Annotated in this window: 12 protein-coding genes; 10 read left to right on the forward strand and 2 right to left on the reverse strand. The window is 56.5% G+C overall.

From position 1 onward, the window contains the following. Nucleotides 1–40: 40 nt before the first annotated feature. From CSK29544_RS18825 to ybiJ, 3 genes are all read left to right on the forward strand, one after another. Nucleotides 41–658, forward strand: coding sequence for a flavin reductase family protein (locus CSK29544_RS18825; RefSeq protein WP_004385893.1), 618 nt, complete (start codon nucleotides 41–43; stop codon nucleotides 656–658). Between the two features lie 92 nt (nucleotides 659–750). Then, nucleotides 751–1,017 (forward strand): DksA/TraR family C4-type zinc finger protein, encoded by a 267-nt coding sequence (locus CSK29544_RS18830; RefSeq protein WP_007902057.1) that lies wholly within the window; start codon nucleotides 751–753, stop codon nucleotides 1,015–1,017. 259 nt (nucleotides 1,018–1,276) lie between these two features. Continuing rightward, nucleotides 1,277–1,537, forward strand: a complete 261-nt coding sequence (gene ybiJ, locus CSK29544_RS18835; protein ID WP_004385895.1) for a DUF1471 family protein YbiJ — start codon at nucleotides 1,277–1,279, stop codon at nucleotides 1,535–1,537. A gap of 92 nt (nucleotides 1,538–1,629) precedes the next feature. Here ybiJ and ybiB read toward each other — a convergent pair whose 3' ends face one another. Next, nucleotides 1,630–2,598 (reverse strand): DNA-binding protein YbiB, encoded by a 969-nt coding sequence (gene ybiB, locus CSK29544_RS18840; RefSeq protein WP_007902055.1) that lies wholly within the window; start codon nucleotides 2,596–2,598, stop codon nucleotides 1,630–1,632. Between the two features lie 329 nt (nucleotides 2,599–2,927). Here ybiB and CSK29544_RS18845 point away from each other — a divergent pair, with 329 nt between their 5' ends. From CSK29544_RS18845 to CSK29544_RS18865, 5 genes are all read left to right on the forward strand, one after another. Continuing rightward, complete coding sequence (locus tag CSK29544_RS18845) at nucleotides 2,928–3,464, forward strand: fimbrial protein (RefSeq protein ID WP_029038910.1); 537 nt, start codon at nucleotides 2,928–2,930, stop codon at nucleotides 3,462–3,464. 66 nt (nucleotides 3,465–3,530) lie between these two features. After that, a complete protein-coding gene (locus tag CSK29544_RS18850) occupies nucleotides 3,531–4,202 on the forward strand; it encodes a fimbrial biogenesis chaperone (protein ID WP_007902033.1) in 672 nt (223 codons plus the stop codon). Between the two features lie 41 nt (nucleotides 4,203–4,243). After that, nucleotides 4,244–6,796, forward strand: a complete 2,553-nt coding sequence (locus CSK29544_RS18855; protein ID WP_139156518.1) for a fimbria/pilus outer membrane usher protein — start codon at nucleotides 4,244–4,246, stop codon at nucleotides 6,794–6,796. Between the two features lie 23 nt (nucleotides 6,797–6,819). Continuing rightward, on the forward strand, nucleotides 6,820–7,794 hold the full coding sequence (locus CSK29544_RS18860) for a fimbrial protein (protein ID WP_007902026.1): 975 nt from the start codon (nucleotides 6,820–6,822) through the stop codon (nucleotides 7,792–7,794). A gap of 10 nt (nucleotides 7,795–7,804) precedes the next feature. Further along, a complete protein-coding gene (locus CSK29544_RS18865; RefSeq protein ID WP_029038908.1) occupies nucleotides 7,805–8,314 on the forward strand; it encodes a fimbrial protein in 510 nt (169 codons plus the stop codon). Here CSK29544_RS18865 and dinG read toward each other — a convergent pair. Then, nucleotides 8,305–10,485, reverse strand: coding sequence for an ATP-dependent DNA helicase DinG (gene dinG / locus CSK29544_RS18870; protein ID WP_007902022.1), 2,181 nt, complete (start codon nucleotides 10,483–10,485; stop codon nucleotides 8,305–8,307). The genes CSK29544_RS18865 and dinG overlap by 10 nt on opposite strands. Before the next feature lie 292 nt (nucleotides 10,486–10,777). Between dinG and licT the strand changes: the two genes are divergently transcribed. Beyond that, complete coding sequence (gene licT / locus CSK29544_RS18875) at nucleotides 10,778–11,623, forward strand: BglG family transcription antiterminator LicT (protein WP_007902020.1); 846 nt, start codon at nucleotides 10,778–10,780, stop codon at nucleotides 11,621–11,623. Between the two features lie 107 nt (nucleotides 11,624–11,730). Then, entirely contained in the window at nucleotides 11,731–13,587 is a 1,857-nt protein-coding gene (locus tag CSK29544_RS18880) for a beta-glucoside-specific PTS transporter subunit IIABC (protein ID WP_029038907.1), read from the forward strand. Nucleotides 13,588–13,594: the final 7 nt, after the last annotated feature.

The raw sequence follows: 13,594 nt of genomic DNA on the forward strand, positions 1-13,594 counted from the left end.
GCGGGGCGGCTATGATAGTTTTTTTGCCCAGGGAAATGCTATGAGCTACTACTACGAACCGGCACGCGGCCACGGTTTGCCGCACGATCCGCTGAATGCCATTATCGGCCCGCGCCCGATTGGCTGGATAGCCTCGCAGGACGCCGCAGGCCATCGCAACCTCGCGCCCTACAGCTTCTTCAACTGCTTTAACTATCGCCCGCCGATTATTGGCTTCTCCAGCAACGGCTGGAAAGACAGCGTGAAAAATATCGCCGAAACCAAAGAGTTCGTCTGGAATCTCGCGACGCGCGACCTGGCCGTGGCGATGAACGAAACCTCCGCCTCGCTGCCCCACGATGAAGATGAGTTCGTACGCGCGGGGCTGACCGCCGCGCCTTCGCGTCTGGTACGCGCCCCGCGCGTCGCTGAAAGCCCGGTGAACTTTGAGTGCCGCTTAAGCCAGTGCATTCAGCTCACTTCCGCGAGCGGCGAACCCATCGATACCTGGCTGGTGCTGGGCGAAGTGGTGGCGGTGCATATTGCCGACACGCTGCTTGAAGACGGCATCTACCAGACCTCCAAAGCGCAGCCGATCCTGCGCGCGGGCGGCCCGAGCGCCTATTACGGTATCGATGATGCCCAGCGCTTCGATCTGATTCGCCCTGACGCCCGTTAACCGCTGCCACGCCCGCCGCGGCGGGCATTCCCCGGCAGAATGCCCCCGTTTTTGCTATAATCACTACTGTGTTTAACCACAGAGGAGGTCTTATGGCTTCAGGTTGGGCAAATGATGGCGCGGTGCAGGATCAAATCGACAGCACCGTGGAAGATGCCGTGGCGCGCGCGCGACGCGACCTGCCACGCGGCGAAAGTCTTGCGTTTTGTGAGATGTGCGACGAGCCCATCCCCGAGGCGCGCCGCAAGGCGATTCCGGGCGTGCGTCTGTGCGTGAATTGTCAGCAAAAAGAGGATGAACACCGCCAGCGCTACTCCCTCTATAACCGCCGCGGCTCGAAAGACAGCCAGCTCCGCTAGGCCTTTCGGCGGTCCACATACACTCTTTTACCGTTTCGATGTGTCCATTTGTGCCCTCAAGCAGCGGGACGGTAAGAGCGTGTAAAGAAGCGTGGGAGAAGTGAGATATTTCCAACTCATTCAACTGGTTATATTACATTCAAATTTTTAGAATAAGCCTGTCAATTCTCTTCGGTTTTATATTCTGCTCATGAATGTGACAATCATCACATCAACGGAACAACCCGTTATTTACAGAATAAACTGCGAGAGAATCCCTATGAAAGCCATCAAATATGTTGTTGCTGCCCTGACCCTTTCCGCCTTTACCTTTGCGGCTGGCGCTGCTGAGCAGGTGAGTCCCGCTCAGGCGCAGAACCTGAACAAAATCGGCGTCGTATCCGCTCAGGGCGCACGCACGCTGGATGAACTGAACGATACGCTGGCGGCGAAGGCCGAAGCGGCGGGTGCGAAGGCCTACAGCATCACCTCTGCCCGTACCAACGATCTGGCGAGCGGCACCGCAGTTATCTACAACTGATTGCCACGCGCCGACTGACAGATACCTTCATTACCCTTAATTGACCCTTTGTTACCCTTTTTGCCCGCGGCGGATGCTGCGGGCTTTTTTTATCAAAAGGTCTGTGCGATACGCGCCAGCGCCGACGGGATATCCTGCGCCTCACCGCTTGCCACCAGCACGCACGCCATCTGCGTTTTTAACGATTCCGGCACCGGCTCAAGCCCGGATAAGCAGCGCTCGGTCCAGCGGGCGGTCACTTCGGGGTCTTTCGCCTCTGGCAGCGCTATGGGGCTGGTTGCCGCCTCACTCTGGCGCTCCAGCAGAATACGCATCGTCTGATTCTCAATCAGCGCTATCTGCGGGCAGCGCTGCGGGTTGGCATACACTTCGCCTTCCGTGCCGTGCATCAGCAGGCCGCGTCCGCCGATATCGATAAAAAACTGCCCCACTTTATTCACATACTCCGGGTGCGAGACGCTGGACAGACGCAGCGCGTCAGACTCGCCAAACGGCGTGGCGAGCTTCGCCAGCGTATGGGCGCTGTTGCGCACCCCAAGTCGCCAGCGCATCGCCAGCTGTTTTTCAAGCGGCGGGCAGAGCGCGCCAACCGGGATATAGACCGGGTCGCGCCCGTCCAGTTTCGCCTGCGCCTGGCCTGCATGCAGCGTCGGCGAAATGCCCATCAGCGTAAAAATCGTCTCTGTCAGCACGCGCGTCGGATCGTCGCTCACGCCATGTACAACAACCGGAAAGCCGAGACGGCTCAATAATAGCGCCAGCAGCGGCGTCAGGTTGGCCTGCTTACGCGCACCGTTATAGCTTGGGATAACCACAGGCAGCGGTTTTGCCACCGGCGGCGTCAGGCGCAGCGTATGTTGCTGCATCGCATCGTAAAAGCCGCGCATCTCCTGTTCGCCTTCGCCTTTAATGCGCAACGCAATGAGGATGGCACCCATCTCCAGATCCGGCACATCGCCATCCAGCATATGGTTGTAGAGCGCTCTGGCCGTTTCATGGTCCAGAGAGCGGGCGTGATTTTTGCCCCGGCCTATCTCTTTAACGATCGCACGATAATCCATCTTATCCTCCCGACAGGTGCTCTTAATCATAGCTCCGGTCAATCATACTCTGTGATGCGTTGCCGCGTGCTTACCGCCGACGACGCGCCGCCTTAGCGCACAATACAAGTTAAACGTCTGATATGACAAGCATCTGGCGCAATCATCGGGTCGTCAGACGCCTCTGCCGATAAGATAAATCCGCCCGAATTCAAATTGTATTTTTTTACTAAAAGAATCGTTAAGTGTTCATAACTGGAGCATTTACCTCACAGGAAGCATATTTTTCATCGAAATTATTCTCGTCTTAATTATTTAAGACTTTGTTCTCTCCTGATTCAGGATCCATGATGAAAAAGATATTGCTTATGACCACGATGGCCGCGCTGGCCTGCTCCTCCTCGCTCACATGGGCCGCCACAACCGGTGAAGGCCAGGTGAATTTTACCGGCGAAATCCTTGATGCCGCCTGTGAAGTCGTCAACAGCCAGAGCAGTCCGCTGGCCGTTGATTTGGGGAAAATCTCGAAAACTGCCTTTACCGGCATCGGCTCCACGACCAACATCACCAGTTTTGTCTTGCAGTTAAAAAACTGTCCGGAAACCGTGACCAAAGCCTCTATCAAATTCGGTGGCACCGCAGACACCGATAATGTCGATGTCCTGGCCCTGACGGGTGGCACGGGAGCCGCCAGTGGGGTGGGTATTCAACTGGTGGATGCCGACGGCACGCCGCTGAATCTCTATACCGCGTCGGCCGATTACGCGCTGGATACAGGAACCGCCACCAATAATCTGGAATTTGGTGCCCGTTATATTCAGACAGGCGCAACCGTTACAGCAGGGGTCGCCAATGGCTCCTCTACGTTTACAGTGACCTATAACTGATTCCCGATGGGCTATTTGCTACTTCTGTCGTGGCGAATAGCCCCTATTTAAAGAGACGATATTATTATGCGTAAATTACTCGTTATTTCAGCTTTACTCATGGCGACGACAGCGGCACAGGCAGGCGTCATTATTGGCGGGACCCGTGTTATTTATCCTGGCGATAAAAAAGAAGCGTCTGTTCCCGTGACCAATAATGACGATATCAACTATCTTATTCAGTCCTGGGTTGATACCGATGCGCCCGGCGCGGCTAAAGCACCATTTATGGTGACTCCGCCCCTTTTTCGTATTAATGCACATCAGGATAATACACTACGCGTGGTACGCACTGGTGGCGATTTGCCAAAAGATCGTGAATCGCTCTACTGGTTAAATATTAAATCCATTCCTTCCTCAGTTAAAAAAGCAGGCGTTAATGATTTACAAATCGCCGTCAGAACACGCATTAAATTACTGTATCGCCCGGCATTGGTCACCGGCAAACCTGACGATGTCGCAGGCATGCTGAAATGGCATACCGAAGGAAACATGCTGGTGGTTGAAAACCCAACGCCGTTTTATATGAATTTTAACAGCGTCAAGGTTAACGGAAAAGAAGTTGAAAAAGTCAACATCGCGGCCCCCAAAAGCGAAAGTCGCTTTCAGCTTGCGAATATGACAAATGTTCACGCTGTCTCCTGGACAATAATTAATGATTTCGGTGCCATTTCGAAAAGCTGGTCTCAAAACTTCTGAAAATAATCCACACCCGTTAATTTTATAATACGGTAATCATCATGTCCTTTAATAAATCCAGACGGCCAAATGTATTTCGCGCTCGTCACTTAGCGCTGGCAATAGCCTGTCTGTGTGCAGGCCTGCCGCTGGTGCAAGCGAGGGCAGATGATTATTTCAACCCGGCATTGCTGGATATTGATAATCCTTCGCAGGGTAAAACCGATTTAACGCTTTATGAAAAAGGTCCAGGTGCGGCGCCGGGTAAATACCGTGTCGATGTTTATATTAATAATGAACGCATCGATACCCGTGAGATAGAATTTACGCTTAAAACCGCGTCCGATGGTAGCAGCACGCTGCAACCCTGCTTCACTCTCGAAGATTTGAAAAGCCTGGGAGTGAAGACTGACGAGTTTGATGCGTTAGATGCAGATGCGAAATGCGTTGACCTTTCGGCCATCCCCTCTGCCAGCGCGCGTTTTGATGTCGGCCGCCAGCAACTCCAGCTTAGCATTGCGCAAAGCGCGCTGGGCCAGGTGCCGCAGGGGTATATACCGCCTGAGGAATTTAACGAAGGCATTAACGCGCTGTTGTTTAACTACAGCGTGAACGGCTCGCGCCAGAAAGCGCTGACGCCGGATGCGCAGGACAGCCGCAATCTTTACGCCAACCTGCGTCCGGGCATTAATCTCGGCCCCTGGCGGCTGCGCAACTACTCTACCTGGAGCCGCAACGAAGACCACTCGGGCGCTCAGGAGAAGTTCTCCAGCGTCTATACCTACGCAGAGCGCGACATTGTTGCTCTGAAAAGCGAGCTGACCCTGGGCCAGAGCAGCTCACCCGCGGATGTCTTCGACAGCATTCCTTTTACCGGTGCGCAGCTTGCCTCTGACGACGACATGCTGCCTGACAGCCTGCGCGGTTACGCCCCAGTGGTACATGGCATCGCACGCAGTAACGCCCAGGTGATTATTCGCCAGAACGGGTATCTCATCTCCCAGACTAACGTCGCGCCTGGCGCATTTGAAATTAACGATCTCTACCCGAGCGGTAGCAGTGGGGATCTCAACGTAACGGTGAAAGAGAGCGACGGCAGCGAACAGCATTTTGTCGTGCCTTATGCTTCTGTTCCGGTTCTGCAACGCGAAGGACGGCTGAAATATAGCCTTACCGGCGGGCGCTACCGTTCGTATGACGAAAGCGTTTTACCCACTGCGTTTATGCAAGGCACGGCCGTTTATGGCCTGCCACACGGGTTTACGCTTTACGGCGGCATTCAGGCAAGCCAGCCCTACCATTCGCTGGCGCTGGGCGTCGGAGAAAACGTGGGGGATTTTGGCGCGTTCTCGCTGGATGTCACTGAAGCGAAAGCCACATTATCGTCAGGTGAGACACAGAAAGGCCGTTCGTGGCGTGCCCGCTACAGCAAGGATATCGCGCTGACGGGCGCCACGCTCTCAGTGGCGGGTTACCGCTTTAGCAGCGAGAACTATTACGCCATGCAGGATGTTTTTGACACGATGCGCCGCGATAACCAGTGGGCAGACACGCTGCATCGCCGTAGCCGCGAAGAGCTGACGCTTGAGCAGCCGCTGGGCGACGCGCTGGGTTCGCTGAACGCCAGCCTGATTCAGGAAAATTACTGGAACAGCAGCAAAACGATGTCTTCACTCAGCGTCGGTTACAACAATAGCTGGCACGATATCAGTTACGGGCTTAATTACAGCCTGAACCGTAATACCAGTGAAAATGGCTACGGCGAACCGGAGCATGAAAAGGACAGCGTCTTTTCTCTCACCCTCTCCATTCCGCTTGAACGCTGGTTGCCCAATACCTGGGCAAGCTACAACCAAAGCCACAGCAAGCAGGGCACCACGCAGAACATCGGCCTTAACGGAACGGCGCTTTCGGATAACAACCTCAACTGGAATATCCAGCAGAGCCATGACAGTCAAGGCCAGACGCGTAACACCTCACTTAATGCCGATTACAAAGGCGCTTACGGCGAACTGAGCGCGGGTTACGGCCAGGATGTCAGCCAGCGGCAAATCCATTACGGCATTCAGGGCGGGCTTATCGCCCACGCTAACGGCATCACACTTGGCCAGCCGATGGGTGAAACGGTGGCGCTGGTCGAAGCGCCGGGCGCAAATGATACCGCTATTCATAACCAGACCGGCGTCAGAACCGATGGTCGTGGATACACCATTTTACCGTTTATCAGTCCCTACCGGCGCAATACCGTCGCGCTGGATACCGAAACGCTGCCCGCCGACGCTGATGTGACGCAGGCGGTACAGACCGTAACGCCCACGCGCGGCGCGGTAGTACGGGCCCGTTTCGATACCCGAACCGGCGCGCGCGTACTGATGACGCTGCATCTGGCTGATGGTCGCCCGGTGCCGTTTGGCGCGACCGCAACCGCGGATGATACCGCAGAAGGATTTATCGTCGGCGAAGATGGCCAGGTTTATCTGACCGGTCTTCAGCCGAAAGGCACGCTGCAGGTGAGCTGGGGCGCTAACGCCAGCCAGCGCTGCACCGCCGCATGGCGTCTCCCCACCGGGAATGGCGACAGCCAGTTTATTAACCTCTCCGCGCAATGCCTTTAACGCGCGTTACCAGGACATTTGTTATGCGATTCATCAAATTATTAAGCGCGCTGCTGGTACTTGCCGGTAGCCTGTTCTTTATGCCCCATGCGAAGGCGTCCTGTACGGCACCCATGATGCCGTATACGGTTTCAGTCGCGTATGTCGCCGTTTCCAGTACGTTACCGGTCGGCGCAACCATACCAGGCACTGACGAGCTCGTGAGTATTCACGGGTCCTGCAACGGCTATTCAGGCCAGCCGATCATCGCCTGCTACTATGGCAGCGGCAACGAAGTGTCCGGAATGCCGGGCGTTTACGAAACAGGCGTGGAAGGCATCGGCATTTCGCTGATGAATGATAAAGGCCAGCGCATCATCGGCGGCGGGGTCGGTTGCGACACGCGTAATACACCGCTGGGCTATGTCTCCAGCGATGGCAACAATACGTTCGACTTCACCGTGACGCTTGCGCTCGTCAAAACGTCGACAACGATCTATAGCGGTTCGCTTGAACAGGCGCAAACGGTGTTCGGCGTAGGGGTTTACAACCAGACCGGGATTGGCGCACCCAATACCATCGCTTACGCAGGCGACATAACCTATAAAACCGTCACCTGTTCCGTCGATCGTAACAATCTCAGCGTCACTCTCGGCAACGTGCCGGCCAGCGTGTTTACAGGCGTGGGCAGCAGCTCGGGCTGGAGCAGCTTTGAGGTCAACGCCACCTGCAACGATCCGGTACAAGTCGGAGTGAAAGTCTCCAGCGCCAATGGCTACGCATCCACCGAGCCATCCGTGATTAATCTCACTTCCGAACCCGGCGTCGCCAGCGGCATAGGCGTTCAGATGACGCTTTTTGGGCAAAACATCGATTTTGACCATTACACCTTTGTTGCCTCATTGAGGCCGAACTCAACGCTCAATATCCCGTTTGCTGTTCAGTACTATCAAACTGCCGACACCGTGACGCCGGGCGTTGCAAACGCCGTCGCGACCATTACCGTGTCTTACCGGTAGGAGCCCCGTGATGAAAAAGTTACTGCTGCTGATAATGTTTGCGCTTGGCGCACACCGGGCACTGGCCGACGATATCAACCTGCAGGTTAACGGGGCGATTATTGCCAGTGCCTGCGATGTGGAAAGTGCCAGCAAAAACAAAACGGTCGATATGGGGATCGCGATTGCTGACGCGTTTTCACAACCCTCTACTTATGGCCCCTGGGTACCGTTTGAACTAAGCGTGATGAACTGCCCCGTGGCCACCACGGCCGTTGATGCGACATTTTCCGGCGAACTGGATCCGACTAACAGTACGGCTTACAGGAGCACCGGAACCGGCAAAGGGCTGGCATTACAACTGGTTGACGGTAAAAACAATATGTACATGTTACCCGGTGGCGATAAATACACCGAAACAGTGGACGAGGCCACGCACAGCGCCACGTTTCAGCTGCGCGCACGCTATGTCCGTACCACAGAGCCGCTGGTACCCGGCACGTTTGAAAGCGCCGTACAGGTGACGTTTACTTACCGGTAAGCGTTGCGTCGCCGGGCGGGCGCGCCCTTGCGGCCCGTTGCCGGACGTTTTGCAGGCGCCTTTTTGATTAACGCCTCTGGCGCTTCGGGCTGTTCAATTGCAAACACCGGCAGCGCGTCCAGCAGCCGCTTGCCGTAGGATTTAGTGAGCAGGCGGCGGTCATAAATCACCACTTCGCCCCAGCAGCTATGGCTGCGGATAAGCCGCCCCACCTGCTGAATGAGGTTAAACGACGCCGCGGGCAGGCTTTGCACTTCAAACGGATAGCGGTTGAGGCTTTTCAGCCATTCGCCCTCTGTGACCACCACCGGGCTGTCCACCGGCGGAAAGGCGATTTTGTGAATGTGAACCTGGCTTAGCAGCTCGCCTTTGAGATCAAGCCCCTCGGCAAACGACTGCAACCCCACCAGCACGCTCGCCTCGCCCTGCTCGATTTTTTTGCGGTGTAGCTCGACAAGCCGGTAGCGCGGCTGATCGCCCTGCACCAGCAGGCCGAGGCGCAGATCCGGCACAAAGGACAAAAAGGTCTGCATCGCGCGGTTACTGGCGAACAGCACCAGCATCCCTTTGTGCTCGCCCTTTTTATATTCCGCGCGGAAATAGGCCGCCATCTCGGCGAGGTGCGCCTCTTCATGCTCCATCAGCGGCTCATGGCGCAGGCGCGGGATCACAAGTTTGCCCTGCTCAATATGATTAAACGGCGAATCGAGCGTCACGAAGCGGTCGCCTGCTTTATCGCGCAGGCCGCTCATCTCCTGCAGCCGCGCGAAGCTGTTCAGCGAACGCAGCGTGGCGGAGGTCACCACCACGTGCGGCACCTGCCGCCAGATGAGTTTTTCCAGTTGATCGCTGACGCGAATGCCCACGCAGTGGAAGAAAATATGCGGCTGCCCTTCGCGGGTTTCGCGCGTCACCCATTTCGAGACCGGCGCGCCAGAGGCATGCGCCAGCGAGGCGAGCCGCCAGAGCTTGCTTTGCGCTTCAAAGTGGCCGAGCGCGCGGTTCATCTGCAACAGCACCCGGTGCAGGCGCACAATGTCGTGGCTGCCGGTTTTTTCGCTGAGATCGTTTAAGAAGAGTTCCGCCAGCCCGCGCAGGTTTTCGGTGAGCTTCGCCAGCCGCTCGCAGATTTCCATCACCTCCTGCGGCAGTTCGCCCATTGGGAAGCGAAACTCGCTCTCCTCGCCCGGCGGCAGCAGCAGCCCGACGATACGGTTCATGCTGGCGACCAGCTCGTAGACTTCTTCGCAGTGATTGTTAAGCCGCTCCGGCGTGGAGAGCGGCGGCACGGTTTTTGGCCGGAACTGCTCAAGGCAGGTGGCGACAAGCTTACAAAAGAGATCGAGCTGCAACCGCGTCCAGGGCGCGCTGATGTCGGCGCTCATCTCCAGCGCGTCGCGGGCGACGTCCGGCAGATGGTGGCCTTCATCAAGCACCAGCAGCAGATGTTTTGGCTCCGGCAGAACGGATTCGCTCTCCAGCGCCGCCATCACCAGCGCATGGTTGGCGACCACCACTTCCGCCTCCTGAATCTCACGGCGCGCCACAAAGAACGGGCATTCGCGGTAGTAATGGCAGTTGCGGTTCAGGCAGCTCGCTTTATCGGTGCTGAGCCGCGACCAGAGGTTATCGTCAATCGCCTGATCGGTGTGATCGCGAAGGCCGTCCCACTTGTAGCTGTCGAGATCGGCTTTGAGCTTCGCGCAGCGCTGCTGCTCCTCTTTGCTGTTGGGCGTCAGCTCATCATCAAGAAACGCCAGCAGATCGCCCTGCGAGGCGCTGTCGGTGGAGAGCGCCGCGAGGTTGCGCGGGCAGACATAACGCCCGCGCCCGAAGGCGGCGGTGAAGCGCAGTTCAGGGATGATTTTGCGCAGCAACGGCAGATCTTTACTGAAAATCTGATCCTGCAACGCCACGTTGGCGGTGCTCACCACCAGCGTTTTTTGCTCTTCGCGGGCGATGGCGATACCGGGGATCAGATACGAGAGCGTTTTGCCAACGCCGGTCGGCGCCTCGATAGCCAGATGCCGCCCTTCATCGCCGCCGAGGGTTTTCGCCACTTCCGCAATCATCTGCCGCTGCGGGGCGCGGGGAATGAAGTCCGGAATTTGCTGCTGAAGCGCCTTATACCAGGCGGCGATTTGCGATTTCTGCGCGGCGGTTAATGCCATCTGAAGCCCTGAAATACTGTATAAACAGCCACTATTGTGGCACTTTTCCACCGCCAGCTGAACCTTTTTTTACCCGCGCGGCAGGAGCCGATTCGCAAGACAGATCACAAATTATCGTCACGCTAATCATAAATCGCGGGTCATTCATTGACCGAATACCAGGCGGGTGTTAGGTTTTTTAACATTGCATTGTGCTTGTTACCGTTCGGCGGGCAAAACCTGAATGCAGCCCCGGGAAATTCCCTGGCGTCTGTATTTATGTTTTGCCCGTTTTTGCTTTCAGGAGTCGGCGATGATCATTAAGCAAATCCTTAATAATAATGTCGTCAGCGCCGTCGACGAACGCGGCCAGGAAGTGATTGTCACCGGCCGTGGGCTCGGTTTTAACGCCCGCGTGGGCGAAACGGTCAATAGTAGTCACATTGAGAAAACGTTTCGTCTGCATGACGATACCGTCTCGGCGCGCTTTAAAGTTTTGCTGGATGAAATACCGGTAGAAATCGTTCAGCTCACTGATGATATTGTCGCACTGGCGCGCCAGACGCCCGGCATCAAATTAAGCGAAGGCATTTATGTCACGCTCGCCGATCATCTTTTTTACGCCATTGAGCGCCGCCAGAAAGGCATTGAAATCGCCAACCCGTTACAGTGGGAAGTGCGACATTTTTATCAGGAAGAATACGCCATCGGGCGTCAGGCGCTGGCGCTGATTGCCGCGCGCACCGGCGTGCTGATGCCGGACAGCGAGGCGTGCAGCATCGCGCTGCATATTGTGAACGCCGGGCTTAACGATCCGAAAGGCAAAATCAACGACATTACCCGGCTGATTTATCAGATCCAGAATATTGTAAAATACTGGTTCGCCGTCGGCCCCGATGAACAGTCGCTTAATTACCAGCGCTTTATTACCCACGTGAAATTTTTCGCTCAGCGGGTAATAGAGGGCCAGCGGCTGGAAAACGACGACAGCGAATTATTCGCGATGGTACAGCAGCGGTATAAAAATACCGTGGCGTGCGTGGAAGCCATTAGCGAATTTGTGGAAAAGAATTATCGCCACGCGATGACGCATTCGGAAAAACTCTATTTAACGGTGCATATCGATAATGTCGTACACCGTTTAGCGCATTCCCTTTAGGCTTGTTACTGTTCATTCAGGCAAACCCCAGAGGCAGCAACGTGCCGGTCATCATACCGGCGACTGTTTAATGAAACCGCAGGGTTTCATTCTGGAGAGGAATAGCCATGAACTACCCGCATACCGCCCGCCAGATAATTACCCTTCTCGGCGGCGAGGCGAATATTCTTTCGCTCTATCACTGTATTACCCGCCTGCGTTTTTCGCTGGTCTCGCTTGAAAAGGTCGACCGCACGGCGCTTGAACATCTCGACGGCGTCATGGGCGTCAATCTTTCAGGCGATCAGTTCCAGGTGATTATCGGCAGCGAGGTCGCGCCGCTCTGCCAGGCCATTCTCGCGCAGTTACCGGGGCTTGAGGCTAAAAAAGCAGCCGCGCCGCCAAAGCGCCGCAACCCGGTTTCCGTGGTGCTGGAAGGATTAGCGGGGATCTTCTCGCCGATTATTCCGGCCATCGCCGGCGCGGGGATTCTCAAGGGTGTGCTGTCGCTCTGCCTCGCGCTCGGCTGGGTGCAGGCCAGCAACCAGACGTATCAAATGTTGATGGCGATAAGCGACGGCGTTTTTTTCTTTATGCCACTGGTGCTCGCCTTCAGCGCCGGGAATAAATTCGGTGCCAACCCTTATGTGGCGGTGGCGCTCGCCGCCACGCTGTTTCACCCGACGCTCACCACGCTGCTGAAATCCGGCGCGCCGGTGGCGTTTCTCGGCCTGCCGGTCTCCAGCGTCTCTTACGCCTCGTCGGTGATTCCCATTCTGCTGGCGGTGCTGCTGCTCAGTTATGTCGAGCGGTTTATCGACCGCCTGATGCCCGCCGTGCTGAAAACGATGTTTGTGCCGCTGCTAAGCCTGGTGATTGTCGCGCCGGTTACCCTTATCGCCATTGGCCCGGCCGGTATTCTGCTTGGCAATGCGCTCTCCGGCGGCATCATCTGGCTGGTGGCGAACATGGGCTGGCTGGCGGGGGTTATCGTGGGCGGCACGCTGTCGCTGATGATTATTACCGGTATGCACTACGTGCTGGTGCCGATTGTTATCAACAATATCAGCAAGCTCGGCTACGACCCGTTCAAAATCCTCTTTTATGTCGCCAATATGGGCCAGGCGGGCGCGGCGTTCGGTGTCTTCCTGCGCGCCCGCAATAAGAAAATCAAAACGCTGGCGCTCTCCACGAGCTTCAGCGCCGCGATGGGCATCACCGAGCCTGCGATGTATGGCATTAACATTCGCTTTAAGCGCCCCTTCGCCGCGGCGCTCATCGGCGGTGCCTGCGGCGGCGCGTTTGCGATGGCGCTCGGCGTAAAAACGTACGCCTTCGCCTTAAGCGGCATTCCGGGTATTCCGGCGCTGGTCGGCCCCACGTTCCTGTGGGCGCTGGCGAGCCTGGCGATTGCCTTTTGTGCGGCGGCGGTCATCACCGTAATGCTGGGCTTTGAGGAACCCGCCGAAGCGCCGGCAGAGCCGGAGGTGGTGGCAGGCTTAAGCCCCGTGGCGCTCGCCCGCGAGGAGCAACTCTTCGCGCCGGTGAGTGGCCGTCTCACGCCCCTTTCTTCCCTCAGCGATCCGGTTTTCGCCGATGAAATCTTCGGTAAAGGCATCGCCATCGTGCCCGAGAGCGGCGAGCTGCTCTCGCCGGTGAACGGGCGCATCGAAGCGATTTTCGACAGCAACCATGCGCTGACGCTCAGAAGCGATTGCGGCGCTGAGGTTTTAATTCATATCGGCATCGACACCGTGAAACTCGGCGGCCAGCACTTTACCCGCCACGTGGAGAACGGGGCGTTCGTCGAGGCCGGACAGCCGTTGATTAGCTTTGATCTGGCGGCGCTCAACGCGCTCCACATCGATCCGAGCGTCATTGTTATCGTCACCAATACCGACTGCTACGGCGAGATAAGCCCGTTAAAACAGGGCGACGTGGCACCCCGTGAAGCCTTTCTGAAACTGACCGCCGCGGCGGCTTAAGGGAGAA

The sequence above is a fragment of the Cronobacter sakazakii genome (assembly GCF_000982825.1).
GTDB lineage: Bacteria > Pseudomonadota > Gammaproteobacteria > Enterobacterales > Enterobacteriaceae > Cronobacter > Cronobacter sakazakii.

Excerpts from the sequence above, each read along its gene's own strand:
- CSK29544_RS18825 (WP_004385893.1), top strand. The coding sequence starts at position 41 with ATGAGCTACTACTACGAACCGGCACGCGGCCACGGTTTGCCGCACGAT.
- CSK29544_RS18830 (WP_007902057.1), top strand. The coding sequence starts at position 751 with ATGGCTTCAGGTTGGGCAAATGATGGCGCGGTGCAGGATCAAATCGAC.
- ybiJ (WP_004385895.1), top strand. The coding sequence starts at position 1,277 with ATGAAAGCCATCAAATATGTTGTTGCTGCCCTGACCCTTTCCGCCTTT.
- ybiB (WP_007902055.1), bottom strand. The coding sequence starts at position 2,598 with ATGGATTATCGTGCGATCGTTAAAGAGATAGGCCGGGGCAAAAATCAC.
- CSK29544_RS18845 (WP_029038910.1), top strand. The coding sequence starts at position 2,928 with ATGAAAAAGATATTGCTTATGACCACGATGGCCGCGCTGGCCTGCTCC.
- CSK29544_RS18850 (WP_007902033.1), top strand. The coding sequence starts at position 3,531 with ATGCGTAAATTACTCGTTATTTCAGCTTTACTCATGGCGACGACAGCG.
- CSK29544_RS18855 (WP_139156518.1), top strand. The coding sequence starts at position 4,244 with ATGTCCTTTAATAAATCCAGACGGCCAAATGTATTTCGCGCTCGTCAC.
- CSK29544_RS18860 (WP_007902026.1), top strand. The coding sequence starts at position 6,820 with ATGCGATTCATCAAATTATTAAGCGCGCTGCTGGTACTTGCCGGTAGC.
- CSK29544_RS18865 (WP_029038908.1), top strand. The coding sequence starts at position 7,805 with ATGAAAAAGTTACTGCTGCTGATAATGTTTGCGCTTGGCGCACACCGG.
- dinG (WP_007902022.1), bottom strand. The coding sequence starts at position 10,485 with ATGGCATTAACCGCCGCGCAGAAATCGCAAATCGCCGCCTGGTATAAG.
- licT (WP_007902020.1), top strand. The coding sequence starts at position 10,778 with ATGATCATTAAGCAAATCCTTAATAATAATGTCGTCAGCGCCGTCGAC.
- CSK29544_RS18880 (WP_029038907.1), top strand. The coding sequence starts at position 11,731 with ATGAACTACCCGCATACCGCCCGCCAGATAATTACCCTTCTCGGCGGC.